This is a genomic window from Microtetraspora sp. NBRC 13810, from assembly GCF_030268685.1.
Classification (GTDB): domain Bacteria; phylum Actinomycetota; class Actinomycetes; order Streptosporangiales; family Streptosporangiaceae; genus BSRQ01.
Genome location: NZ_BSRQ01000001.1, coordinates 325320 through 349720 on the forward strand (window position 1 = coordinate 325320; position 24401 = coordinate 349720).

Consider the following 24401-nt stretch of genomic DNA (forward strand, 5'->3'; position numbering starts at 1 on the left):
ATCCCGCTTACCGTCGCGTTGAGCGATTCGCCGTTGTTCGCGGGGGACGGCGGCGATGAGAGTACCCGTGGGAGCCGGGCGCGGTCCCGGCCCGGACGGGAGATGTGGTGGAGGAAGACGCTAAAGGGCGGTTCAGCCGCCGTCAGGTGCTGGCGGCGAGCACGGCGCTGGCCGCGGCGACCACGGTGGCCCCGGGCGGGGCGCGGCCCGCGGCGGCCGGGGCGGCTCCGGAGATCGTCGGGCCGGGCGAGGTCAGGGTGGCCCTGCGGGTCAACGGGCAGGTGCGGGAGACGCTCGTCGAACCGCGCGTCACCCTGCTGGACGCGCTGCGCGAGAAGCTCGACCTCACCGGGACGAAGAAGGGCTGCGACCACGGGGAGTGCGGGGCGTGCACCGTGCTTGTGGACGGCGTCCGGGTGAAGTCCTGCCTGACGCTGGCGATCATGCGCGAGGGCGCCGAGATCACCACCATCGAGGGGCTGGCAGACGGGAGCCGGTTGCACCCGATGCAGGTGGCGTTCCTCGAACGTGACGCCTTCCAGTGCGGTTTCTGCACACCGGGCCAGATCCTGTCGGCCGTCGGACTGCTCAAGGAGGGGCGGCCACGGTCCAGGGACGAGATCCGCGAGGGCATGAGCGGCAACCTGTGCCGGTGCAGCGCGTACCCGAACATCGTGGACGCCGTCGCCGACGTCGCGGAGGTGCCCCGATGAGACCCTTCGCCTACGCGCAGGCGACCAGCGCGGCGGACGCGGTCGCCGTGGCCGGGCGGGATCCCTCCGCCGCGTTCCTGGCCGGAGGCACCGAGCTGCTCAACCTCATGCGGGACGGGCTGGCCGCCCCCGGCCTGGTGGTGGACGTCAACGCCGTCCCGGCCAAGGGGATCTCCTTCGGGGAGGAGGTGATCAGGATCGGGGCGCTGGCCAGGATGGCGGAGGTGGCCCGCGAACCCCGGGTACGGGACCGGCTGCCGGTCCTGTCGCAGGCGCTGCTGGCGGGCGCGTCGGCCCAGGTGCGCAACGCGGCGAGCGTCGGCGGCAACCTGATGCAGCGGACCCGGTGCTGGTACTTCAGGGACGCCGCGATGCCGTGCAACACCCGCGTGCCGGGCAGCGGCTGCCCCGCGATCGGCGGCGAGAACCGCTGGCACGCCATCCTGGGCGGCAGCGACGCCTGCATCAAGGTGCATCCGTCGGACCTCGCGGTGGCGCTCACCGCACTGGACGCCACCGTCGTCACGCACGACCGGCGCATCCCGATCACCGAGTTCTACCGGCTGCCCGGTTCGACCCCGCACGTCGAGACCGCGCTGCGGCCGGGCGAGCTGATCGTCGCCGTGGAGATCCCGGCGGCCGGGGCCGGGTTCCGCTCGGGCTACCGCAAGGTGCGCGACCGGGCGTCCTTCGAGTTCGCGCTGGTGTCGGTGGCCGTGTCGCTCGACCTGGACGGCGGCACCGTGCGCCAGGCGCGGATCGCGCTCGGCGGCGTGGCGCCCCGGCCGTGGCGGGCGCTCGCGGCCGAGAACGCGGTCCGCGGGCGCCGGCTCACCCCCGACGTGCTGCGCGCCGCCGGCGAGGCGGCCGTCGAGGGCGCGGCGCCCCGCGAGCACAACGCGTTCAAGGTGGAACTCGTCCGGCGCACGGTCGCCGACGTGCTGGAGCGCGTGGGAGGCGGCCGATGACTCCGCCTCCCGGCAGGGTGGACGGCCCTGACAAGGTGACCGGCGCCGCCCGGTACGCCGCCGACCAGCGGGTACCCGGTCTCACGCATGCCGTGCTCGTGCAGAGCACGATCGCCAGGGGCCGGATCACCCGCATCGACACCGCCGCCGCCGAGGCGGCCCCCGGCGTGCTGGCGGTCTGCACGCACGAGAACATGCCCCGCTTCGCCCACCGGCCCACGTCCTGGCTCCCGCCGCACGCCCAGTCGACGGTACCGCTCCAGGAACCCGACATCTGGTACGGCGGGCAGCACGTCGCCGTCGTGGTCGCCGACACCCTGGAACGCGCGCACGAAGCCGCCCGTCTGGTCCGGGTGGACTACGACGCCGAGACCCCGACGATCGGCCTGCGGGAGAACCTCGGCAGGGCGTACACGCCGCCGGACGGGACGCCGGGCGCCCTGCAACTCGTGCGCGGCGATCCGGAGGCCGGGCTGGCGGCGGCGGACGCGCGGATCGAGGCGGAGTACACGACGGCGGTCAACCACCACAACCCGATCGAGCCGTCGGCGACGCTGGCCGTCTGGGAGGGGGAGAACCTCACGCTGTACGAGTCGACCCAGTCGATCACGTACACCAGGGAGGTGGTGGCCGAGATGCTCGGCGTGCCGGCGGAGCGGGTGCGGGTGGTCACGCCGTTCCTCGGCGGCGGCTTCGGCAGCAAGGGCTTCGTGTGGCCGCACACCTACATCGTGGCGGCCGTCGCCCGGCAGCTCCGCCGTCCGGTGCGGCTGGTGCTCACCCGCGCGCAGATGAGCACCTCCTGCGGCCACCGGCCCGCGTCGGTGCAGCGCCTGCGGGCCGGCGCCACCCGGGACGGACGGCTCACCGGGCTGACCCACCACATCATCTCGCACAGCGCGACGCGCGACCTCATCCACTTCAACCCGGTCGCCTCCACCCAGGCCGTCTACACCTGCCCTGGCCTGCGGGTGAGCACTCAGGTGGTGGAGGTGGACATGGGCACCACGATGGCGACCCGCCCGCCGAGCGGCCCGGCGAACGAGGCGCTGGAGATGGCGCTGGACGAGCTGAGCTGGGAGCTGGGCATGGATCCCGTCGCGCTCAGGCTGGCGAACTACGCCGCTTCCGAGCCGGGGGCCACGAACCCGGAGACCAGGTTTCTGCGCGAGTGCTACGAACTGGGCGCGGAGCGTTTCGGCTGGCCGCGCAGCAGGCCGGAGCCGGGGTCGATGCGCGAGGGCGAGACGCTGGTGGGCTGGGGCATGGCGGGCTCCTACCACCGCTGGCACGGGATGCGCGCGCAGGCCGCGGTGGAGATCGGCACGGACGGGCGGGCGATCGTGCGGTCCGGCACGCAGGACATCGGCACCGGCACCTACACGATCATGACGGAGATCGCGGCCGAGGCACTCGGCATGCGCCCCGCGTCCGTGCGGCCACGCCTCGGCGACACCCGATACCCGCCCGGACCGACCTCCTCGGGGTCCACCACCGCGGCGACGGTCGGCGTCGCCGTCCGCGAGGCGGGCCGCGCCGCCCGGGAGAAGGTCACGGCCCTGGCCGTCGCCGACCCGCGCTCCCCGCTGTACGGCGCCGCCGCCGGGGAGGTCGGGGCGGCCGACGACCGGTTGTTCCTCACGGCCAGGCCGCGCCGCGGCGAGACCTACCGGCAGATCATGGAGCGGCACGGCGCGCCGGTGCACGCGTCCGGGTCGGCCGACCTGGGGACCCCCGCCCCCTCGGGCGCCGGATCCTACGGCGCCGCCTTCGCCGAGGTGCGGGTCAGCGCCGTCACCGGGGAGGTCAGGGTGTCGCGCATGGTCAGCGCCCTGGACGTGGGCCGGGTGCTGAACGCCGCGACGGCGCGCAGCCAGGCCATCGGCGGGATGATCTGGGGCATCGGCATGGCCCTCACCGAGCACACCCTGGTGGACCGGCGGCTGGGCCGGATCGTCACCGCCAACCTGGCCGGCTACCTGGTCCCGGTCGAGGCGGACGTGCCCGACCTCGACGTGATCTTCGTGGACCGGCCGGACCCGCACGCCAACGCGCTGGGCGCCCGGGGCATGGGCGAGGTGGCGGGCACGGGCACGGCGGCGGCCATCGCCAACGCCGTCTACCACGCGACCGGCCACCGGGTCAGGCACCTGCCGATCACCCCGGACCTGGTGCTGGCCGCCGGGGAGGCCGCGGCGACGGAGTGACCACCCGCAGGGGCGGCTCCCGGCCCGCGCGACGGGAGCCGCCCTCGGGGTGGTCTAGCGGCGACCGGCGTACCACTCCGGCGGCTCGGGCGGGGCGGGCCAGGCGGCCTGCCACGCGGAGGGGTCGGGGTCGGCGAGGACGGCGCAGGCCAGCCAGTGCTCGCCGGGCTCGTGCCGGGCGACGAGGGTGGGCAGGACGGTACGCGGGGCGATCAGGTTGGTGTTCGGCTCGGTCAGGACGAGCAGCCCGTCGCGCGCGCCGGACAGGTCGAGCAGGCCGCTGCCGCCGGCCGGGCCGACCGCCCAGGCGGCGCCCGCCTCCTGGGCGGAGCCGGTCAGGCCGCGCCCGGCCGCGAAGCCGCCCTCGGCGCTGTGCAGCGGCCGGTCGCAGCGCAGCCGGTGGATCCGCACGTGCCACGGCGCGCGCGGCAGCAGCCAGGTCTCCACCTCCACGCCGGGCATCGGCCGCCACACCGAGCGCAGCACGTCCCCGTCGGCCGACGTCTCCACCGACCGCTCGCGGACCCGGTAGTGCACGCCGTCGTCGGAGAGCGCGAGCATGCTGTCCGCCGCCGCCTGCGCCAGGCCGCGCCCCCCGGCGGGGACGCTGAAGCCGAACGCGGTGGAGTAGGCGAACTTGGCGTACTTCTCAGCAGCGTGCCGGGGCTGCCAGTCCGCCCACTGCCCGCCGTCGGCCAGGGCCGTCACCTGCCGCCCGCCGGCATCCCCGACGATCACCATCCCGGCCCGGGGCAGCGCGGTGACCTGCGGCGACTCGGGCAGCGGCGCCTCCTCCGCCTGCCAGAACGGGTGCTCCTCCGGCAGCGCGAGCGGCAGGAAGAACTTCAACGCCCAGTACGGCGAGCCGGGCGAGTTGTACCCCTCCGCCATGATCAGGTCGGGGTACCCGTACCCGATGGACAGCGTCCCGTCCGGCTGGAAGATCGGCCGGTCCCGCCACCAGCGCAGATGGCGCAGCGCCAGTCCCTTGATCACCCCCCACGGCAGCGCCTCGACATCCGCGAAGGCCAGCGCGCCCCAGAACGCGCCCTGCGCGAACCGGTAGGTGAGGCTGCGCCCGTACGGCAGCGCCGCGCCGTCCGCGGCGAACCAGCGGGCGAAGTCCCCGGCGAACAGCGCCGCCCGCTCCCGGAACCGCGCCGCGCGGGCGGGATCGTCGGCGAGCCGGGCGTAGATGAGACCGTAGAAGTGCATCGCGAACGGGATGTAGTAGTCGCGCTGCGTGGTCGGGCCGTCGGTGTACCAGCCGTCGCCCACGTAGAAGCTCTCCAGCCGGTCCAGCGCGGCCTCGGTCGCGGCCGGGTCGTGCTCGGCGCCCACCCGGGCCAGGCCCAGGTTGACCAGCACCCGGAAGAACAGCCAGTTGTTGTCCGCGGTCTCCCGCTCGTTGATCGTGGACAGCCAGCGGACGAGGTTGTCCCGTGCGGCCGGCGGAAGCGGGTCCCACACCTGTTCGGGGACCAGGGCGAGCGCGAAGCCGAGCGCGGCCATCTCCACGAGCCGCTGGTTGCGCTCGACCGGGTCGCCCCAGAACTCCGGGTCCGCCGGGTCGGTGCCGCTCGCCAGCCCGCGCGCGTACACCGGCCAGCCGTCGAAGTCGCCTCCCCCGGCGGCCAGCGGCGCGAGCCCCCACAGCGGGCGGGCGAACCCCTCCAGCTCGGCCGCGGCGTCGTCGAACACCGCGCCGGTGCCGCCGAGCCGCACCCGCGCCCCGCCGGGGCTGAACCGCGCGGCGAGCGGCGCGCACAGGGCGCGCACCGCCTCCTGGAGGTCCGCGCGGGTGCGCAACGGGTTGCCTGCGAGGGGGTCGGTCACCGTGAAGCCTTCCTGTCCGGGGCGGGGCGGCGCCGGCTCACGCCGAGCGGCCGATCGTGTCGGGGAGCACGGCGTGCGCGAACGGCAGGCCGGCCTTGTAGCGTTCCAGCTCGTCCAGGGCGGCGTGCGCGAGGCGGCGCAGCTCCCCGCCGAAGGAGCCGGCGATGTGCGGGGTGAGCAGGACGTTCGGCAGGTCGTAGAGCGGTGAGTTCGCCGGGAGCACCTCGGGCTCGGTGACGTCGAGCACCGCGTCGATCCGCCCGGTGAGCAGTTCCTTCGCCAGCGCGTCCATGTCCACCAGCGAGCCGCGGGCGGTGTTGATGAGCGTGGCCCCGTCGGCCAGCAGCGCGAGCCGCCTGGCGTCCAGCAGGTGCCGGGTCTCCGGCAGCGCGGGGGCGTGCACGGAGACGACGTCGCTGGTGGCCATCAGCTCGTCCAGGTCCACCAGGCGGGCGCCGAGCGCGGCGGCCCCGGCCTCGTCGAGGTAGGGGTCGCTGATCAGCGGCTCCAGGTCGAACGGGCGCAGCAGTTCCAGCACCCGGCGGCCGATGTGCGAGGCCCCGATGACGCCGACGACCTTGCGGTAGTTGCCGAGCGAGGGAAACCGCGCCGCCCAGTCGAGGGTGCGGCGCTCCGCGCGGTACAGGTCGCGCAGGGCCAGCACCCGCTTGCCGGCGAAGAGGATCGCGGCGACGGTGTACTCGGCGACGGGCAGGCCGTTGACCGCGGCGCCGGAGGAGACGGCGATGCCGCGCTCCCAGCAGGCGTCCGTGATGATCTGCTTGACGGTGCCCGCGGTGTGCACGACGGCCCGCAGCCGGGGCGCGCGCCGGAGCACGTCGGCGTCGATCTGCGGGCAGCCCCAGCAGGTGATCAGGATCTCGGCGGTGTCCAGGCCGGGCGCGTCCGCGAAGTCGCGGACGACCAGGCCGGGGTCGATGTCGGTCAGCCCGGTGAGCCGGTCGAGCTCCTCGGGACCGAACAGGGCGGTGCGGAAGCGCGGTTCCATCACGAACAGCGCGCGGGGCAGGGTCACTTGACCGCTCCCGTGGTCATGCCGGCCTTCCAGTAGCGTTGCAACGCCACGAAGGCGATGATCAGCGGTATGACGGCCACCAGCGATCCGGTGATGGCGAGCAGGTAGTCCTCCGGGTGCCCCTGGTTGAGCCCCGTGGTCTGCCAGGTGTAGAGCCCGAGGTTGAGCGGGTAGAGATGCTGGTCGGTGAGCATCACGAGCGGCAGGTAGAAGCCGTTCCAGATGCTGGTGAACTGGAACAGGAAGATGGTCACGAAGGCCGTGCGCAACATCGGGAACCCGATGCTGACGAAGGTGCGCAGGTCGCCGGCGCCGTCCACCCGGGTCGCCTCGACGACCTCGTCCGGCACGTAGGCGGCGCTGAACACCCGGGCCAGGTAGACCCCGAACGGGAAGACGAGGCTCGGCAGGAAGAATCCCCAGAAGGTGTTGACGAGGCCGACCTTCGACGCCAGCAAGTAGATCGGCAGCGCCATCGCGCTCGCCGGGACCAGCACGCCGAGCAGGATCAGCCCGAAGATCTTCTCCTTGAACGGGAACGCCAGCTTGTCGAAGGCGTAGCCGGCCGCGACGCACAGGGCGGTGGCGACCAGCGCGCCGCCCCCGGCGTACAGCACGGTGTTCCACAGCCATTCGAGGTAGATGCCGTCGTTGGCGGTGAACAGGTGGGACAGGTTGGCGCCGAGGTTGAACTCCTGCCCGAAGGCGAAGCCGTTGGTGCCGAACAGGTCGCGCATGTCCTTGGTGGACGCCATGACCAGCCACAGCAGCGGCATCAGCGTGTAGAGCGTGGCGATGACGAGGACGCCGTTGACCGCGGTGCGCGACAGCAGCCGCGGCATCAGGCCGGTGCGCCCGGGCCTGGGCGGCGGGCTCGCGGGGACCGCGGGCGCGGGTGTCGCGGTGAGCGTCATATCTGCCCCCTGCGTCCGGAGAAGCGGGTCACGATGTAGGACAGGACCGCGCCGAGGAGGGCGATCAGGATCGAGGCCGACGAGGCGAGGCCGTAGTCGTGGTTCTCGAAGGCGGCGCGCAGCGCGTACATGTTGGGGGTCCAGGCGCTGCCGATCTCCGTGGAGACCCGGTAGATGACCCGGGGCTCGGTGAAGAGCTGGAGTGCGCCGATCACGGTGAACAGCACGTTGAGCGCGATCGCCGGGCGGACCATCGGCACCTTGATCCGCAGCGCGATGCGCGCCCCGCTCGCCCCGTCCACCCGGCCCGCCTCCAGGATCTCCCGGGGAATGGCCTGCAGGGCGGCGTAGAAGATCACCATGTTGTAGCCGATCCACTCCCAGGTGGAGATGTTGACCACCGAGAAGAGGGCGTGGTCGGCCGACAGGAAGTTCCATCGCACCCCGGCGGACTCCAGCGCGTCGATCACCGGGCTGAGTCCGGGCGTGTAGAGGTACACCCAGATGACCGCGGCGATGAGGCCGGGCACGGCGTGCGGCAGGAAGAGCGCGAGCTGGAAGAACCGCTTGGCGCGGGCCATCGCCGAGTCCAGGAGCAGGGCGAGGAGGAGCGCGCCGCCGATCATCAGCGGGATGTACAGCAGCACGTAGAGCGCGATGATCAGGAAGCTGTTGCGGAACGCCTCGTCCGACAGGGCCCGCACGTAGTTCTCCAGGCCGGTGAAGAACGTCTCCGTGCCGCCGAACCCGAGGCCGGAGCTCCGCTCGGAGAACAGGCTCAGCCACGCCGTGTAGACCAGCGGCGCGATGGAGAAGGCGAGGAAGAGCAGCAGGAACGGGCCGATGAGCAGGGCGGCGGTGCGGCCCTGCCGCCGCGCCGAACGGGTCGCCATGGCACTCTCCTTCCGGAGTCGGGGGTGCCCGCCGCCGCGGGCGGGCACCCGGCCCTTTCGGGCGCTACTGGACGACGTTCAGGCCGCGGGTCTTCAGGTCGGCCACGGTGGCCTGCTCGGCGCTGGTGAGCACGTCGGCCAGCCGCACCTCACCGGTCGCCAGCTTGCCGAGCTGGTCGTTGATCGCGGTCTCGGTGACGCCGGCGGTCGGCCCCCACGCCCAGCCCGCCGGGATCGACTCGTACGCCTTGGACGCGACGGAGAAGATGTCCTGGCCGCCGAAGAAGTCGAGCTTGAAGACGCTGGTGGCCGGGGCCAGATCCGGAGCGGCGGGCAGCATGCTGCTGGTGCCGCTGGACAGCCATGCCTTCATGCCCTCCATGTCGCTGGTGATGAACTTGATGAACTCCATGGCCGCCTCGGGGTGCTTGGACCCCTTCGGGATGGTGAAGGAGGAGCCGCCGAGCATGCCGGACGCCGGCTGGCCGTCCCAGCTCGGCACCGGCGCGACGGCCCACTTGCCGGACTGGTCGGGCACGGTGGACTGGAGGGCGCCCGCGCACCAGTTCGGGCAGACGTAGGAGACGACCTGGCCCTTCTGCAACGCCTGGAAGAAGGCGTCGTCGCTGACGGTGTTGAACTGCGCGACGAGGTCCTTCACCACCAGGTCGTTCCAGTAGTCCGCCACCTTCTTGGACGCCGCGTCGTCGATGTCCACCTTCCAGGCGTCGCCCTGGGTGCCGTACCACTTGGCGCCCGCCTGCCAGGCGAACGCGGCCAGCGCGTCCGGGTCACCGGTCTGGAAGACGCCGCCCCTGGCCTCGGGGTCGGCCTTCTTCACCGCCTCCATCGCCTTGGTGAAGTCGTCCCAGGTCTTCGGCGGCTCGATCTTGTGCTTGTCGTAGAAGTCCTTGCGGTAGAAGAACACCAGCGGGGCCACGTCACGCGGCACGCCCCAGGTCTTCCCGCCGAGGTTGACCAGCGCCTGCACCGGCGGGCGGAACTTCTCCGAGACCAGGGAGCCCGCGCTGGCGGTCAGGTCCTCCAGTTCGCCCTGGCTGACCGCCTCGGGCAACTGGTTGTACTCGACGACGGCCACGTCCGGGGCGTTGCCGGCCTTCACCGAGCTGGCGAGCTTGGTGTAGTAGTCCGCGCCGCTCGGCACGTTCTCGAACTTGACCTGGATGTCCTTGTGGGTCTTGTTGAAGGCCGCGGTGACGACGTCGGAGCCCTTGACGAAGGAGCGGAACGTGATGGTGACGGGCCCGCCGCCCGACTCCGCCTGGGGAGTGCTCGAATCCGTGCCACCGCAGGCGGCCACGGCCGACAACGACACGACGGCACTCGCGAGCAGGGCCGACATCCGCAGGGACCTACGCTTCATGTGCACCGTCCATGGGGGAGAAGGAAGTTCGGTGCAATCATTCGATTACGAATGAAGGGCTGTCAACGGTTCTCCACCGACGATCAATTGCATTCTGGTTACAACGATGCAAAACGAAAGGAAACGAAGATCGTCGGGGTCGCCAACGATGCGTGCGCCGTACGGGGCGGTCAGCGGCCCGGCGCGCCGCAGGAGGCGCGGACCCGCAGCTCCGGCCGCAGCAGCACGCTGCGCAGGGGCCGGTCCGGGTTGTCCAGCCGGTCCACCAGCATGCGCACGGCCTCGGCGCCCACCGCCTGCTTGGGCGGCGACACGGCGGTCAGCGGGATGTCGGCGAGCGCGGCCACCTCGTCGTCGTAGGTCGCGATCGCCAGGTCACCCGGGATCGAGATCCCGCGCGCCCGCAGACTTCTGACCAGCAGCAACGCGTCCATGTCGTTGTGCACCAGCGCGGCCGTCACGGCGCCGGTCGCGACCAGGCGCACGAAGGCGTCCACGTGCTCGTCCATCGGCACCGGGTCGTCCGCCTCGGACAGCGGGACCAGGTGCAGGTGCCCCTCGCGCAGGCCGAGGGACCGCTGGGCCCGCTCGTACCCCTCGCGGATCCACGGGGTCGTCTTGCTCTCCCTGGCGAACAGCGCCACCTGGTCGTGCCCCAGCCGGGCGAGGTGACAGGTGGCCAGGTAGGCGCCGTACCCGTGGTCGGTGGCCACCTGCTCCACCCGGTCCACCGGCCAGCTCGACCGGCGCTCCACCAGCACCACCGGCAGGTCCAGCTCGTTCACCCACTGCTCGGTCTGCAGCGAGCGCGTCGGGTCCTCGCTCGGCGTCAGCAGCAGCCCGTCCACCCCGGAGGCCCGGAGCTGCGCCACCTGCCTGCGGTCCTCCTTCAGGTCGTACCGGGACACCGCGAGCGTAATCCTGGCCCCCAGCTCGCGGGCGACCGCCTGCGCGCCGCGGATCACCGCCGGATAGTAGTAGGCCGCCTGCGGCACCAGCATGCCCAGCACGTAAGGCTCCCGCCCGGCGGCGTCCCGCTCCGTCTCCGGCTCCGGCGCCCGCTCCCGGACGAGCTGCTCCACGGCCGCCCCGTCGCCCGAGGTCACCGGGGCCGACAGGGCGCCGCCGTGCACCCTGGTCAGCAGGCCGCGGCCGGCGAGCTCCCGCACGTCGTGCCGGATCGTGACGGCCGACACGCCCAGGCTCGCCGCCAGGTCCGCCACCCGGACCGAGCCCTTGCGGCTCAGCTCCCGCAAGATCGCCTCGTGTCGTTCCTCGGCCAGCACCCGCGGGCTCCTTCCTCGGCAAGTTTCGTTCGTCATCGTAACGGTGACGTTCGTTTTCGAAAACTGTCGCACCCGGCGCCTCCGCCGTCCGCGCCCCCGCTGAAGAGGAGTATCCCGTCAACGCCCCCCGCCGTTACCACCGTGCAGCACAGGGGACGGTTCCGTCGGCCGGGTCTGGTAGGACAGGACCGTCCACCCCCCAGCCGAGGACTCCCCATGATCGAGATAGACGACGTCTTCCTGACCCGCGCCGACGAGACCTACGCCGGGCTGCCCGTCACCCCCCTGCCCGCCTCGCCGGACAAGCGCCTCCCGCACACCGGCTCGGCGGCATGGTGGCTCAGCGGCGGCACGTGGGACGGTCACTCGCTCGACGAGTGCCTCGACCGGTTCTTCACCCGGGTGGACACCACCCGGGTCACGGCCGTCGTCGCCGGTGACTGGGGCGACTGCTACACGGAGAGCAGCAAGACGTTCGTCTCCCGGCTGGCCGCGAGCGCCGGGCGCCTTCCCGGGCTGCGCTCACTCTTCTTCGGCGCGATCAGCTCGGAGGAGGCCGAGATCTCCTGGATCCAGCAGTCCGACATCACGCCGCTGCTCACCGCCTTCCCCCGGCTGGAGCGGCTGGAGGTGCGCGGCGGCAGCGGGCTGCGGCTCAACCCGGTGCGGCACGACGCCCTGCGGATCCTGCGCGTCGAGACCGGCGGCCTGCCCGGAGAGGTCGTCCGCGCGGTCGGCGCCTGCGACCTGCCCGCGCTGGAACACCTGGAGCTGTGGCTCGGCGTCGAGGAGTACGGCGGCGACGCCACGGTGACCGACCTCGGCCCCATCCTGACCGGCGAGCGGCTGCCGTCGCTGCGCCACCTCGGCCTGCAGAACAGCGAGATCCAGGACGACATCGCCGCCGCCGCGGCCTCCGCACCCGTCGTCGCCCGGCTGGAGAGCCTCAACCTGTCCATGGGCGTCCTCACCGACACCGGAGCCGAAGCCCTCCTCAGCGGCCAGCCCCTCACCCACCTGCGCAGACTCGACCTGCACCACCACTACCTCACCGACGCCATGATGACCCGCGTCGCCGCCGCCCTGCCCGGCGTGCACGTGGACCTGTCCGAGCAGGAGGAGCCCGACCTGGAGGACGAGGACGACGAGGACGGCGAGGTCTGGCGTTACGTCGCGGTGAGCGAGTGAGACGCCCGCCGCGAAGTGTCGGCGGCCTCTGGTAGGACATGTTCCGCCACTCCCCCAGGCGAGGATCCCCCCATGATCGAGATTGAGTACGACCCGCGTCACGGCTACCAGCGTCGCTACGACGAGACCTATGCCGGGCTGCCCGTGACCCACCTTCCGGACTCCGGCGAGGAGGAGCCGCTCCCCGACCCCGGCTCGGTGGCCTGGCGGCTCACCGCGAGCGAGTGGGACGACACCGCGGACTCCACCATGGCCGAGTGCTTCGACCGCTTCCTCGGCCTCGTGGACACCGCCAAGGTGACCGCACTGGTCATCGGCGGCTGGGAGGATTCCTACGAGACCCCCTCGGATACCCTCGTCTCCCGGCTGGCCGAGAGCGCCGGGCGCCTTCCCGAGCTGCGCTCACTCTTCTTCGGCGCGATCAGCTCGGAGGAGGCCGAGATCTCCTGGATCCAGCAGTCCGACATCACCCCGCTGCTCACCGCCTTCCCCCGGCTGGAGCGGCTGGAAGTGCGCGGCGGCAGCGGGCTGCGGCTCAACCCGGTGCGGCACGACGCCCTGCGGATCCTGCGCGTCGAGACCGGCGGCCTGCCCGGAGAGGTCGTCCGCGCGATCGGCGCCTGCGACCTGCCCGCGCTGGAACACCTGGAACTGTGGCTCGGCGTCGAGAACTACGGCGGCGACACGACGACCCCGGACCTCGGCCCCATCCTGACCGGCGAGCGGCTGCCGTCGCTGCGCCACCTCGGCCTCCAGGACAGCGAGATCCAGGACGACGTCGCCGCGGCGGTGGCCGCCGCCCCGATCGTCGCCCGGCTGGAGAGCCTCAACCTGTCCATGGGCGTCCTCACCGACACCGGCGCGGAAGCCCTCCTCAGCGGCCAGCCCCTCACCCACCTGCGCAGACTCGACCTGCACCACCACTTCCTCACCGACGCCATGATGAAGCGGGTCACCGCCGCCCTGCCCGGCGTCGAGGTCGTCCTGTCCGACCGGCAGCGGACCGACCGCGACTGGCGCTATGTCGCGGTGAGCGAATGATGTACGACGACCTCGAGGAGCAGTGGGAGGAGACGCCCGCCGATCCGCGCGACCCCGGCGACGCGTTCATCCCGGAGGACTCCGTCTACCGCCACGACCCCGCCGGCGCCCACCGCGAGCGCTTCGCCGGGCTGCCGATCGTGGAGCCGGGTGACCCGTGCGCCGACCCCTGGCAGGCCGCCTGGGTCCTGTGGGACGGGGCCTCGACCGACGGCGGCGCCGGGTCGTCCCTCGCCGACGATCTTTCCGAGCTGATCGGCCGGGTCGGCGGTCAGCGGATCCAGGCGATCGTCGTCGCCGGAGAGGACGCGAGCGGGGCGCCGGAGGTCCTCGCGGCGCACGCCCACCGGCTGCCCCGGCTCCGCTCGGTGTTCCTGGGATTCGTCGAGCCCGAGCACTGGGAGATCTCCTGGATCCGGCAGGGCGACATCACCCCGCTGCTGGAGGCGTTCCCCCGGCTGGAGCGGCTGGACGTGCGCGGCTCCGACGGGCTGGTCATGCGACCGGTCCGGCACGAGCACCTCCGTGTGCTGCGCTTCGAGTGCGGCGGGCTGCCCGCCCACGTGGTCCGCGCGGTCGGCGACTCCCACCTGCCCGGCCTGGCACACCTGGAGCTGTGGCTCGGCGTCGAGCAGTACGGCGGGGACTCGACGACCGCCGACCTGGCCGGCATCCTCGGCGGCGCCGGGCTGCCCGCGCTGAGACGGCTCGGCCTGCGCGACAGCGAGCGGCAGGACGAGATCGCCTCGGCCGTCGCCGCCGCCCCCGTGGTCGCCCGGCTGGAGGCGCTCAGCCTGGGCATGGGCGTCCTCACCGACGCCGGAGCCGAAGCCCTCCTCAGCGGGCAGCCGCTCAGCCACCTCCAGCACCTCGACCTGCACCACAACTACCTGAGCGAGGAGACCGCGGCCAGGGTCGAGAAGGCACTGCCCACGGTGACCGTCGACCTCTCCCACCGATATACGCACGACGAGTTCTATGTCGCGGTGAGCGAATGACGGTGCGCTTCGCCGTCGTGGGCACGCCCGGCGACCGCCGGGTGGCGCTGTTCCGCGCCGCCGTGCTCGCCCGCGGGCTCGCGGAGCCGTCCCTCGTCTCGTGGCGGGACGTGCTGGCCGGGCGGGAGATCGGGGCGCCCGCGGGGGCGCTGCTGCGGATCGACTCGCCCGGCGAGGACGCGGAGAGCGACGCGCTGCTGCGCGGGCCCGGCGATCCGGCCCGGGTGGGCGGGGGCGCGTCGTGGTACGCCGCGTTCACGAAGGGGCTGGCGCGGGTGGCCGCGATCCCCGGCGTCGAGCTGCTCGGCGACGTCGGGGAGATCGCGGTGATGTTCGACAAGCGGAGCTGCCACGCCGTGCTCGACCGGGCCGGGGTGCCGGTGCCGCCGGCGTTCCCGGCCGGCTCGTACGACGAGCTGCGCGAGCGGATGGCGGAGCGCGGCTGGGCCAGGGTGTTCGTCAAGCCGGCGCACGGCTCGTCGGCGTCGGGGGTGGTCGCGTTCCAGGCGCACGCCGGCCGGGTCAAGGCGGTCACCTCGGCGGCCTGGCTCGACGGCGTGCTGCGCAACTCGCTGAAGCTGCGCGCCTACGAGGACGAGGAGGGCGTGCGGGCGCTGGTGGACGCGCTGGCGCCCGACGGGCTGCACGTCGAGCGGTGGTTCCCCAAGGCGTCGATCGACGGCAGGGCGTACGACCTGCGGGTCGTGACCGTGGCGGGGACGCCGACGCACGCGGTGGTCCGGGTCGGCCGCGGCCCGATGACCAACCTGCACCTCGGCGGCGAGCGCGGCGACCTCGACGTGGTCCGCTCCCGCCCGGCGCTGTGGACGCGGGTGCTGGACGCGTGCGCCGGGGCGGCGGCGTGCTTCCCCGGCAGCCTGGCCACCGGCGTGGACGTCATGGTGGGCGCCGACCTGCGGTCCGTCGCGGTGGCCGAGGTCAACGCGTTCGGCGACCTGCTGCCGGGCCTGGGCGACCTGTCGGGAAACGAACGAGACACCTACGCGGAGCAGGTGAAGGCGGTCATCGATGGACATGCACGACGTCGTGGGCAGCCATGACATCCTCCTGGTCACCCTCGACACCCTCCGGTACGACGTGGCGGCGGAGATGGCCGAGGCCGGGCGGCTGACCGGGCTGCTGCCGCACGGGGGCGGCTGGGAGCGGCGGCACAGCCCCGGCAGCTTCACCTACGCCGCGCACGCCGCGATGTTCGCCGGGTTCCTGCCCACCCCGGTGACTCCCGGCCCGCATCCCCGGCTGTTCGCGGCGACCTTCCCCGGCAGCGAGACGACGGCGGGCGGCACGTGGGTGTTCGACGCCCCCGACCTGCCCACGGGGCTCGCCGGGGCGGGCTACCGGACGATCTGCGTCGGCGGCGTCGGATTCTTCAACAAGCGGACCCCGCTCGGCTCGGCGCTGCCGGGCCTGTTCGCGGAAAGCCACTGGGAGCCGGAGTTCGGCGTGACGAACCCGGCGTCGCTGGAGCGGCAGATCGACCGCGCGGCCGAGGTGCTGGCACACCGGGACGGGCCGGTCTTCCTGTTCGTCAACGTCTCGGCGCTGCACCAGCCGAACCACTTCTACCTGCCGGGCGCCACCGGTGACTCGCGGGAGAGCCACGCCGCCGCGCTGGAGTACGTCGACCGGCACATCGGCCGTCTCTACGACCTCATGCGCCGGCCCTGCCTGGTGATCGTCTGCTCCGACCACGGCACCGCGTACGGCGAGGACGGTCACGTCGGCCACCGGATCGGTCACGAGGTCGTGTGGACGGTGCCCTACGCCGAATTCATTCTGGAGCGTCATGCGGCCCTATGAGGGATATGTCTACGCCTACCCGCACAAGACGGCCTACCGGCCGCTCGATCCGCGCCCGCCGTTGCGGGACGTGTGGGCCGGTGAGCGGGCGGGCGCACTGTACGTGCACATCCCGTTCTGCGAGATGCGCTGCGGGTTCTGCAACCTGTTCACCCGCACCGGCGCGCCCGAGGAGCTCGTCGGCGGCTACCTCGACGCCCTCGAACGGCAGGCCCGCGCCGTGCGGGAGGCGCTGGAGGCCCCGGCGTTCAGCACCGCCGCGTTCGGCGGCGGCACGCCCACCTATCTCAGCGCGGGCGAGCTGACCCGGCTGTTCGACCTGACCGAGCGCACGATGGGCGCCGACCTCGCCGCGATCCCGCTGTCCGTGGAGACCTCACCCGCCACCGCCACCCCCGACCGCCTCGCCGTGCTCGCCGAGCGCGGCACCACCCGGGTCTCCATCGGCGTGCAGAGCTTCGTCGACGCCGAGGCCAGGTCCGCCGTGCGCCCGCAGCGGCGCGCCGAGGTGGACGCGGCCCTCGACGCGATCCGCGCGGCCGGAATCCCGGCGCTCAACATCGACCTGATCTACGGGATCGACGGCCAGACCCCCGCCTCCTGGCGGTACTCGCTGGACACCGCGCTCACCTGGAAACCGGAGGAGCTGTACCTCTACCCGCTCTACGTCCGCCCGCTGACCGGCCTCGGCAAGCAGGGCCGGGCCTGGGACGACCAGCGGCTGGAGCTGTACCGTCTCGGCCGCGACCACCTCCTCGCGGCGGGCTACGAGCAGGTGTCCATGCGGATGTTCCGGCTGCCCGGCTCGGGCTCGTCCACCGAATACTGCTGCCAGACCGACGGCATGGTCGGCCTCGGCTGCGGCGCCCGGTCCTACACGAGCACGCTGCACTACTCCTTCGAGTACGCCGTGGGCGCGCGCCAGGTGCGGTCGATCATCGACGACTACGTGCGGCGGACCGACTTCGGCACGGCGAACGTCGGGTTCACCCTCTCCCCCGGGGAGAGCAGGCGGCGGCACCTGATCCAGTCGCTGCTCCAGGCCGAGGGGCTGTCCCGGGCGCTCTACCGCGACCGGTTCGGCGCCGACGTGCTGGACGACTTCCCACTGGAACGCTTCGCCGACCTGCTGGTCGTGGAGCCGTCGGCGATCAGGCTGACCGCCGAGGGCCTCGCCCACTCCGACGCGATCGGCCCGGCGTTGTTCTCCGACCGGGTCCGGGGCCTCATGGACGGGTACGCGGCATGCTGACCATCCTCTATCGCGGCCCGCTGGCGAGCTGCGACTACGACTGCGCCTACTGCCCCTTCGCCAAGCGGCGGGACTCCCCCGAGCGGCTCCGGGCCGACCGGGCCGCGCTGGAGCGCTTCACCGCCTGGGTCACCGCCCAGGACTTCGAGGTGTCCGTGCTGTTCACCCCGTGGGGCGAGGCGCTGGTCCGATCCTGGTACCGCAGGGCCGTCGTGGACCTGTCCTGGGCGCCGAACGTGCGCAGGGTGGCGGTCCAGACGAACCTCAGCCACCGCACCGGGTGGCTCGCCTCGGCGTCGGACCGGGCCGCCCTCTGGGTGACCTACCACCCCACCCAGGTGCCCTATGACCGTTTCCTGGCGAAGGTCCGCTCCCTACCGGTACGGCACAGCGTCGGCATCGTGGGCGACCCGGCCCATCTGGCCGACGCCCGGCGGCTGCGGGCCGACCTGCCCGCCGAGACCTACCTGTGGGTCAACGCCGAGGAGGGCCGCCTCTACACCGACGCGGAAGCGGCCGAGTGGTCCGCGATCGACCCGCTCTTCCACCACAGCCGCTTCCCGCATCCCAGCGCCGGCCTGCCCTGCCGCACCGGGGACAGTGTGATCTCGGTGAACGGCGACGGCACGGTCCGCCGCTGCCACTTCATCCCCGAGGAGCTGGGCAACCTCTACGACGGCTCCTACCGCCGGGAGCTGCGCCCGCGCCCCTGCCCGGCCGCCGCCTGCGACTGCCACATCGGCTACGTCCACCTGGAGCCCACCGGCCTCTACCCCGTCTTCGCCGGCGGCATCCTCGAACGCGTCCCCGCCGCCTGGCCGTAGGCCGCCGTCGTGGCGCCCCGGCCGCCTCAGGTCTCGCGCTGGGGGTGGTAGTCGCCCTCGGTCATGCCGAAGGTCCAGGCGACGCCCTCGCGCGCCCGGCGCACCCACGGCGGCACCCGCAGGAAGTAGGTGCGGCTGGTGCCGTCGGGCTCGGGTGTCGAGTTGACCACCTCGACCATCACCAGCGGCTCGTCACCGGGCAGCTCGATCCGCCACAGCACGCCCGTCTCGTCGGACTGCTGCGCCTCGGCCCCCGACTCCGCGAGGTAGCGGTCGAAACCGAAGTGCTCCAGCATCACCCGGCGCAGCTCGGCGTTCTCCTCCTCGCGGATGCGGGACGGGGTGAGCGCGGTCATCGCGGCCCCGAAGTCGGCCGGGACCGGCATCCCGTGCCAGGCGTGCAACGCGAACCCGTCGGAGAACGCCATGGCGGGCCCGTCGCCCCGGTGCAGCCGCCCGGCGTCGTCCCGGTGCAGCTCGACGGGCCGCTCGGTGACGATGGCGACCCGCTCGTAGGGCCACCACCAGCCCGCGCCTCCGGCGACCTGCCTGAGGCCCGCCAGCCCGTCGGACCCGTCGAAGGCCGACAGCCACGGGGCGTCGTGCTGGCCGAGGACCGCGTCCAGGGTCAGCCGCCGCAGCTCCTCGCCGCCGAGGTCGGCGACGGCCCGGCGGATCGCGGTGACCAGCCGGTCCACCTGCGGCCACAACCGGCCGCCGGTCTCCGCCCACTGGGCCGCCCAGCCGGCCGGCCCCAGCTCCGCGTACGCCGCCCGCCGCGCCCGCTCCCACGGTGCGGTCCTGACGTCGTCACGCACGGACCGCCCCGGCTCCACCCCGTCGAACAGCGCGGCCAGGCCGGCGGCGGTCTCCGCCGGCCCGCCCAGGCCGGCCGCGCGGAGGCCGTCCTCGACGGCCCTGCGCAGGTCGTCGTCCCCGGTCAGCCACGCCGCCGCCGCCGCGCCCGCCGCCGGCGAGCCCAGCACGACCACCCGCTCCGGCCCGGCCAGCCCCGCGTCCCGGTAGGCCCGCCGCACGCCCGCCTCGACGTCATCCGCCGGACCGGTCGCGAAGGCCGTCTGCTCCCACGTCAGCGTCGCCATCAGTCGGCCACCACCCGGAACGACCCCGGCACGTATTCCCGCTGCCGGACCACGCGATACCACCCCTTGGGCAGCGAGATCGCGTCATGCTCCTCGTGCACGAGCCTGCCGCCCTCGGGCAGGTGCAGGAACCCGCCGGCCAGCGTGCCCGGCCCGGGAATCGCGTGACAGTGCCCGGTCGCCTCGCCGTGCGCCAGCACCAGCCGACCGCGCGCGTCACGCTCCTCCGGCCGCAGCCCGCCCGGCACGGCCTCCTCGGCCACCGGCACGATCAGAATGTCGCCCTGTCGGTACATCGACCAACCTCCAGCTTGGGGGGAATGATCGAAAGCTATCGCCCGCGACCGACAATTCCCCGGCCGCCGGAGACCCCCCGCGCACCCGCCCCGTCACGGCGGCAGCGGAGGGGCCTTTCGCGCACCCGCCCAGTCACGGCGGCAGCGGAGGGGCCTTCCGCGCCGAGCCCCGGTAGACGTCCGGGTCGTAGCGGCGTTCGCTCTCGTCGAGCTTGGCGTGCGCCGCGGCGACCAGGTCCACGCCGAGCACGTCGGCCAGCCGGACCAGGTAGTTGGTGACGTCTCCCAGCTCGGCGCGCACCCTGGCCAGGGTGTCCGGGTCCGGCCGGGCCGCCTCCTCGGCGGTCAGCCACTGGAACTCCGCCACGAGCTCCCCCACCTCGCCGGCCAGCGCCATCGCGAGGTTCTTGGACGTGTGAAATCGCTCCCAGTCCCGCACCTCGGCGAACGCGCGCAGCCGTACGGCCAGCCGTTCCAGGTCATCGCTCACATCAGGTGACCCTAGCCCCCGCGAGCCGCCGGGACCCGTGGCCGCGATACCAAAGGAGGAGCGGGCGGGGGCCGCGCCCGGCCGAAGGTTCGCGGGAGGGATGCCGAGGGCCGATGTGCGCGGGCGGGCGGTTTTCCTAGCCTCGAAGCATGAAAATCATCCAGTTCCTCGGGTTCTTCATGATCCTCCAGGGGGTCAGCGGGGCCATCGACCACGTGGCGGTGCAGCCGCTGTTCGGCGTCTTCCTCAACGTGTACAACCGGCTGGTCGTGCAACGGGTGCCGTTCTTCGAGGGGTATGAGGTGTTCGCGAACCTGTCGCTGGCGATCCTGGGGGTGGTCGTGGTCGTCGCGACGGAGCGGATCGGCCGGGTGCGCGGGTGAGCGGTCCACGCCGGTCGTCCTCCGGGGCCGCCGTGCCCGGCGCGACTAGACTTCGGAGAGCGTGATCACGGGAGGCTGGCGCATGGCCGAGATCTTCGTGCCGGACGGGTCGTGGACGTTCGACGGCGAGCCCGGCCGGCCGCCCCGGACCGGGGTGCTGACCGGCGCGGAGTCCGCCGCGGCCGAGCGCGCGGTGAACCGCCGGCTCGGTGAGTCCTAGTGCCGGCCGATCCGCCGCCGTGGCGGGACGCGGGCCCGCGCCGGCGGGAGGTCCGGGACTGGGTGGTGGACACGGGGCTGTTCGTGTTCGCCGTGGCGTTCGGGATGCTGACGGCGGCCGAGCGGCTCGCGACGGCCACGCTGGACGTGCCCATGTGGGTGTTCCACCTCGACCAGGTGGTCGGGGTGCTGGGGTGCGCGGCGTTGTGGGCGCGGCGGCGGCGGCCGGTCGAGCTGGCCGTCGTGCTGGTCGTGCTGTCGGCGTACTCCGAGCTGGTCGCGGGCGCGATGCTGGTGGCGCTGTTCACCGTGGCGGTGCACCGGGCGGTGTGGACCTCGCTGGCCGTCTTCACGCTGAGCCTGGTGGCCGGGCTGGTCTACGTGCTGCTGCGTCCCGATCCCGAGCTGCCGCGGTTGGTGCTGTTCCTGCTGGGGTTCGCGTTCCAGGGGGCGGCGGTCGGCTGGGGGTTGTTCGTCCACCATCGGCGGCGGCTCATCGCGTCGCTGCGGGAGAGCGCCGCGCGGACCGAGGCCGAGGCGCAGCAGCGGGCCCGCGAGGCGATCGCCAGGGAGATCCACGACGTGCTCGGGCACCGGCTGTCGCTGCTGAGCGTGCACGCGGGCGCGCTGGAGTTCCACCCGCACGCCTCCGCCGAGGACATCTCCAGCGCGGCCAGGGTGATCAGGCAGAGCGCCCACCAGGCGTTACAGGACCTGCGCGAGGTCATCGGGGTGCTGCGCGCCCCGGTCGGCGAGCTGCCGCAGCCGACCCTCGCCGACGTCGGGGAACTCGTCGCCGACTCGCGGCGGGCCGGGATGCCGGTGACGTTGAGCGAGGAGGTCGCCGGCCCGGTCCCGGAGCGAGCCGGCCGTACGGCTTACCGGGTCGTACAGGAGGCGCTCACCAACGCCCGCAAGCACGCGCCGGGAGCCGAGGCGTCGGTGCGTCTGGCGGGCGCGCCCGGCCGGGGCTTGACCATCGAGGTGCGCAACTCCCCCGCCGCCAGCCCGCGGGCGGGCGGCGGCGGCCCCGGGCTGGGACTGGCCGGGCTCGGCGAGCGGGTCGCGCTGGACGGCGGGCGGCTGGAGCACGGGCCCGCGCCGGACGGCGGCTGGCGGGTGACGGCCCGGCTCCCCTGGCCCGCCACCGCGTAACACCTACTTTCTCCGCATTCTTACCTGTATTTCCCGGCACCTCGGATCATCGTTTCCCCTTTCCCGTGACGAAAGCGCCTCCTATAACCTTCCGGCCAGCTCAGACCGGTATCGATGAGAAAAAGGAATGCGGCTTCTCAGGTTTCGCCGGGTGTGCTTGAGTCGATGCAGCGGCCATTAACCGGCCGGTTCCCGTAAAGGGAAGGAATTCCATGCGAACACGTCACCTCACCGCCGCGGCGGCGCTCCTCGCGGCGGTGGACGCGGTCACCGCGACACCGGCGGCGGGCCGGGGCGGCCTCTTCACCGGCCCGGCCTGCGGTCCGGTGGGCGGTCCGGTGAGCGGTCCGGTGAGCGGTCACCGGGCCGGCGCCATGGACGTCCGCGCATGAGGACGGGCGTCGCCACCGCCGTCGCGTCGCTCACTCTGGCCGTCGGCTCGGCGGGGTGCGGGACCGGACAACCCGCCGCCGCCGCCCCGCCCGCGCGGATCGCGCTGCCGTTCGACCCCTACCGGCTGAGTTCGGAGGACCGCGGCCTGCTGCGGCGGGCGCACCACGCGCTGACCGAGCGGTGCATGCGGGCGCACGGCTTCGGCCGGACGTCGCGCCCCATGCCACCGGCCCAGGACGGCCCGCCCCAGCACGCCCGGCGGTACGGGGTGATCGACGAGGCGGTGGCCCACCGCTTCGGCTACCACTATCCGCCCGAGGCGGGCGACGATCCGCGCGGCGCCGGCGCCGCTCCGAACGAGGCGGGCGACGACCGGCGCGGGGCCGGGGACGAACCGCGCGAGGCGGGCGGCGATCCGCGCGGGGCCGGGGACGACCGGGCGGCGCGGTCCGCGGGCCGGGAGGGCGGGCTGCCTGCGCGGGAGGACGGGGTGTCTGCGCGGGAGGACGGGATGCCGGCGCGGGAGCGTGCCGCCCTGCACGGCACCGCCACCCGGCCCGGCTGCCGGGAGCGGGCCGGCACGTGGCTGGCCGCCGGCGCGCCCCAGGACGACATGCGCCGGCTGGAGTCCCACAACCTGCGCACGGTCGAGGAGTCTGCCGCCCACCCGGACGTCCTGCGGGCACGGGACGCTTGGCGGGCCTGCATGCTGGCCTCCGGCTTCGACTACGCCGACCCGCGGGCCGCGGTCTCCGACCGGCGCTGGGCCCTCGACGCGCCCACCGTCACGCCCGGCGAGCGGGCCACCGCGGTCGCGGACGTGCGCTGCAAGCACCGCTCCGGCCTGGTCGCCGCCTGGCTGGCCGCCGAGTCCGCCCTCCAGTCAGCCGTCATCGCCCGCGATCCCGACCGCTTCGCCCGCCTCCTCACTTACCGCCGCGACCAGTTGACCCGCGCCCGCCGGATCCTCGCCACCACCCGCTGAACGACGCCCTGATTAACACCCCCGATGCTTATGTGGTTACACAATTACATCAAGGGGGGCATGTCATGATCGTGGAGTACGTCCGCTACCGAGTCCCGGACGCGGAGACGTTCGAGGCCGCCTACCGGCGGGCCGTGGTGCCGCTGGGCAAGGCGCCCCAGTGCCTGGACTACGAGCTGTCGAGGTGCGTCGACGAGCCGGAGTGCTACATCCCCGGATGCTCGCCCACCATCTCGGCCGGCGGCTCCGCGAGGACCAGCGCCGCCGCTGGGCGGCCCTGCTGATGGACGCGGCCGACGAGGTGGGCCTGCCGGACGACCCCGAGTTCCGGGCCGCCTTCGCCGGTTACATCGAGTGGGGCACCCGCATCGCGGTGCACAACTCACAGCCGGGCGCGACGCTGCCGGCCCAGGCGCCGGTACCGCGCTGGGGCTGGGGCGTCGCCCCGCCGTACCAGCAGTGAGCGGCGCCACGCGAACAAGCCAGTTGCGCATTTGTGAAATAAGGTCATCGGGCATCCCTTCGACCCGCTCAAACCGGCGGCGGCGATCGTGCTCTCCGCGGGCGTGGCCCTCTACTTCGCCGGCGACTACGGGTTCCGCCGGGTGCTCGGGCTCCGCCGGGCGGCGGTCAGGGGCGTGGTGGCGGTCGCCGCGCTGCCGGCCGCGGCAGCCGGGCTGTGGTCCGCGATGGCGCAGCTCGCGACCCTGGTGCTGCTCCTGGCGGCCATGCTCGCCGTCGAACACCGGCGCGCGTCCGCGGCGGAACCGTCCCTGGAGGCGGCCACCTGAGCCCCCGCCCAGACGGTCGATGACCAGCGGGATGGGGGCGGACCAGCGTACGCGTCCGCCCCCCCTTCCCGCTCCCCCGGGTTGCCCCCACCACCAGGTTTAGTGCGTCTGCCGTTTGTTGTGCACCCGGTGACCTGGGGAAACAAAATCGCCGTCGCGACAAAGGGGAGTTACCGGCCTTTTCAACTGGAAGTGGTGCTGCTTGTCTAGGCTTGAGGCCGAGCC

27 protein-coding genes are annotated in these 24401 nt (G+C 73.2%); 18 read left to right on the forward strand and 9 right to left on the reverse strand.

The annotated features are described in order from the left end of the window. The first annotated feature begins 107 nt into the window (after window positions 1–107). The 3 genes from QSK26_RS01490 to QSK26_RS01500 are packed head-to-tail and all read left to right on the forward strand — an operon-like array spanning window position 108 to window position 3888. Window positions 108–713, forward strand: coding sequence for a (2Fe-2S)-binding protein (locus QSK26_RS01490; RefSeq protein WP_502888653.1), 606 nt, complete (start codon window positions 108–110; stop codon window positions 711–713). After that, complete coding sequence (locus QSK26_RS01495) at window positions 710–1681, forward strand: FAD binding domain-containing protein (protein WP_285773087.1); 972 nt, start codon at window positions 710–712, stop codon at window positions 1679–1681. The genes QSK26_RS01490 and QSK26_RS01495 overlap by 4 nt, the downstream gene beginning before the upstream one ends. Continuing rightward, complete coding sequence (locus QSK26_RS01500) at window positions 1678–3888, forward strand: xanthine dehydrogenase family protein molybdopterin-binding subunit (protein ID WP_285773088.1); 2211 nt, start codon at window positions 1678–1680, stop codon at window positions 3886–3888. Before QSK26_RS01495 ends, QSK26_RS01500 begins: the two co-directional genes overlap by 4 nt. A gap of 54 nt (window positions 3889–3942) precedes the next feature. On the opposite strand, the gene QSK26_RS01505 is transcribed toward QSK26_RS01500, so the two are convergent. The 6 genes from QSK26_RS01505 to QSK26_RS01530 all read right to left on the reverse strand — a co-directional run bounded on the left by QSK26_RS01505 (window position 3943) and on the right by QSK26_RS01530 (window position 11237). Continuing rightward, a complete protein-coding gene (locus tag QSK26_RS01505; RefSeq protein ID WP_285773089.1) occupies window positions 3943–5724 on the reverse strand; it encodes a DUF2264 domain-containing protein in 1782 nt (593 codons plus the stop codon). A gap of 37 nt (window positions 5725–5761) precedes the next feature. Then, complete coding sequence (locus QSK26_RS01510) at window positions 5762–6760, reverse strand: hydroxyacid dehydrogenase (protein ID WP_285773090.1); 999 nt, start codon at window positions 6758–6760, stop codon at window positions 5762–5764. Further along, window positions 6757–7674: a carbohydrate ABC transporter permease gene (locus tag QSK26_RS01515; protein WP_285773091.1), complete on the reverse strand. Its 918-nt coding sequence runs from the start codon at window positions 7672–7674 to the stop codon at window positions 6757–6759. Before QSK26_RS01515 ends, QSK26_RS01510 begins: the two co-directional genes overlap by 4 nt. Further along, complete coding sequence (locus QSK26_RS01520) at window positions 7671–8567, reverse strand: carbohydrate ABC transporter permease (RefSeq protein ID WP_285773092.1); 897 nt, start codon at window positions 8565–8567, stop codon at window positions 7671–7673. The genes QSK26_RS01515 and QSK26_RS01520 overlap by 4 nt, the downstream gene beginning before the upstream one ends. Before the next feature lie 64 nt (window positions 8568–8631). Beyond that, window positions 8632–9951 carry an ABC transporter substrate-binding protein gene (locus QSK26_RS01525; RefSeq protein WP_285773093.1) on the reverse strand — a complete coding sequence of 440 codons (1320 nt, stop codon included), beginning with the start codon at window positions 9949–9951 and terminating at the stop codon, window positions 8632–8634. Window positions 9952–10121: 170 nt separating this feature from the next. Beyond that, complete coding sequence (locus QSK26_RS01530; RefSeq protein WP_285773094.1) at window positions 10122–11237, reverse strand: substrate-binding domain-containing protein; 1116 nt, start codon at window positions 11235–11237, stop codon at window positions 10122–10124. Window positions 11238–11453: 216 nt separating this feature from the next. Between QSK26_RS01530 and QSK26_RS01535 the strand changes: the two genes are divergently transcribed. From QSK26_RS01535 to QSK26_RS01565, 7 genes are all read left to right on the forward strand, one after another. Then, window positions 11454–12425 (forward strand): STM4015 family protein, encoded by a 972-nt coding sequence (locus tag QSK26_RS01535; RefSeq protein WP_285773095.1) that lies wholly within the window; start codon window positions 11454–11456, stop codon window positions 12423–12425. Between the two features lie 72 nt (window positions 12426–12497). Continuing rightward, window positions 12498–13466, forward strand: coding sequence for an STM4015 family protein (locus QSK26_RS01540; protein ID WP_285773096.1), 969 nt, complete (start codon window positions 12498–12500; stop codon window positions 13464–13466). Then, the gene (locus QSK26_RS01545; protein WP_285773097.1) at window positions 13466–14464 is read left to right on the forward strand and encodes an STM4015 family protein; all 999 of its coding nucleotides are present in this window, start codon (window positions 13466–13468) and stop codon (window positions 14462–14464) included. Before QSK26_RS01540 ends, QSK26_RS01545 begins: the two co-directional genes overlap by 1 nt. Beyond that, on the forward strand, window positions 14461–15525 hold the full coding sequence (locus tag QSK26_RS01550) for an STM4014 family protein (protein ID WP_285773098.1): 1065 nt from the start codon (window positions 14461–14463) through the stop codon (window positions 15523–15525). Before QSK26_RS01545 ends, QSK26_RS01550 begins: the two co-directional genes overlap by 4 nt. After that, window positions 15500–16285: an STM4013/SEN3800 family hydrolase gene (locus QSK26_RS01555; RefSeq protein ID WP_285773523.1), complete on the forward strand. Its 786-nt coding sequence runs from the start codon at window positions 15500–15502 to the stop codon at window positions 16283–16285. The genes QSK26_RS01550 and QSK26_RS01555 overlap by 26 nt, the downstream gene beginning before the upstream one ends. Continuing rightward, window positions 16272–17537 carry an STM4012 family radical SAM protein gene (locus tag QSK26_RS01560; RefSeq protein ID WP_285773099.1) on the forward strand — a complete coding sequence of 422 codons (1266 nt, stop codon included), beginning with the start codon at window positions 16272–16274 and terminating at the stop codon, window positions 17535–17537. Before QSK26_RS01555 ends, QSK26_RS01560 begins: the two co-directional genes overlap by 14 nt. Further along, window positions 17531–18361, forward strand: a complete 831-nt coding sequence (locus tag QSK26_RS01565; RefSeq protein ID WP_285773100.1) for an STM4011 family radical SAM protein — start codon at window positions 17531–17533, stop codon at window positions 18359–18361. Before QSK26_RS01560 ends, QSK26_RS01565 begins: the two co-directional genes overlap by 7 nt. A gap of 26 nt (window positions 18362–18387) precedes the next feature. Here QSK26_RS01565 and QSK26_RS01570 read toward each other — a convergent pair whose 3' ends face one another. The 3 genes from QSK26_RS01570 to QSK26_RS01580 form a co-directional block, all read right to left on the reverse strand. Then, window positions 18388–19464 carry a DUF6745 domain-containing protein gene (locus QSK26_RS01570; RefSeq protein ID WP_285773101.1) on the reverse strand — a complete coding sequence of 359 codons (1077 nt, stop codon included), beginning with the start codon at window positions 19462–19464 and terminating at the stop codon, window positions 18388–18390. Next, the gene (locus QSK26_RS01575) at window positions 19464–19760 is read right to left on the reverse strand and encodes a DUF8820 family protein (RefSeq protein ID WP_285773102.1); all 297 of its coding nucleotides are present in this window, start codon (window positions 19758–19760) and stop codon (window positions 19464–19466) included. Before QSK26_RS01575 ends, QSK26_RS01570 begins: the two co-directional genes overlap by 1 nt. Before the next feature lie 133 nt (window positions 19761–19893). Then, complete coding sequence (locus QSK26_RS01580) at window positions 19894–20250, reverse strand: nucleotide pyrophosphohydrolase (RefSeq protein ID WP_285773103.1); 357 nt, start codon at window positions 20248–20250, stop codon at window positions 19894–19896. 149 nt (window positions 20251–20399) lie between these two features. On the opposite strand from QSK26_RS01580, the gene QSK26_RS01585 reads away from it, so the two are divergent. The 8 genes from QSK26_RS01585 (at window position 20400) to QSK26_RS01620 (ending at window position 24176) form a co-directional block, all read left to right on the forward strand. Next, window positions 20400–20633 (forward strand): hypothetical protein, encoded by a 234-nt coding sequence (locus tag QSK26_RS01585; RefSeq protein ID WP_285773104.1) that lies wholly within the window; start codon window positions 20400–20402, stop codon window positions 20631–20633. A gap of 82 nt (window positions 20634–20715) precedes the next feature. Next, complete coding sequence (locus QSK26_RS01590) at window positions 20716–20853, forward strand: hypothetical protein (protein WP_285773105.1); 138 nt, start codon at window positions 20716–20718, stop codon at window positions 20851–20853. Continuing rightward, the gene (locus QSK26_RS01595) at window positions 20853–22007 is read left to right on the forward strand and encodes a sensor histidine kinase (RefSeq protein WP_285773106.1); all 1155 of its coding nucleotides are present in this window, start codon (window positions 20853–20855) and stop codon (window positions 22005–22007) included. The genes QSK26_RS01590 and QSK26_RS01595 overlap by 1 nt, the downstream gene beginning before the upstream one ends. Before the next feature lie 212 nt (window positions 22008–22219). After that, on the forward strand, window positions 22220–22399 hold the full coding sequence (locus QSK26_RS01600) for a hypothetical protein (protein ID WP_285773107.1): 180 nt from the start codon (window positions 22220–22222) through the stop codon (window positions 22397–22399). Further along, window positions 22396–23385 carry a hypothetical protein gene (locus tag QSK26_RS01605; RefSeq protein ID WP_285773108.1) on the forward strand — a complete coding sequence of 330 codons (990 nt, stop codon included), beginning with the start codon at window positions 22396–22398 and terminating at the stop codon, window positions 23383–23385. The genes QSK26_RS01600 and QSK26_RS01605 overlap by 4 nt, the downstream gene beginning before the upstream one ends. A gap of 65 nt (window positions 23386–23450) precedes the next feature. Then, window positions 23451–23669: an antibiotic biosynthesis monooxygenase family protein gene (locus QSK26_RS01610; protein ID WP_285773109.1), complete on the forward strand. Its 219-nt coding sequence runs from the start codon at window positions 23451–23453 to the stop codon at window positions 23667–23669. Then, a complete protein-coding gene (locus tag QSK26_RS01615) occupies window positions 23603–23848 on the forward strand; it encodes a globin family protein (RefSeq protein WP_285773110.1) in 246 nt (81 codons plus the stop codon). The genes QSK26_RS01610 and QSK26_RS01615 overlap by 67 nt, the downstream gene beginning before the upstream one ends. Before the next feature lie 88 nt (window positions 23849–23936). Beyond that, entirely contained in the window at window positions 23937–24176 is a 240-nt protein-coding gene (locus QSK26_RS01620; protein WP_285773111.1) for a hypothetical protein, read from the forward strand. The last annotated feature ends 225 nt before the right edge of the window (window positions 24177–24401 follow it).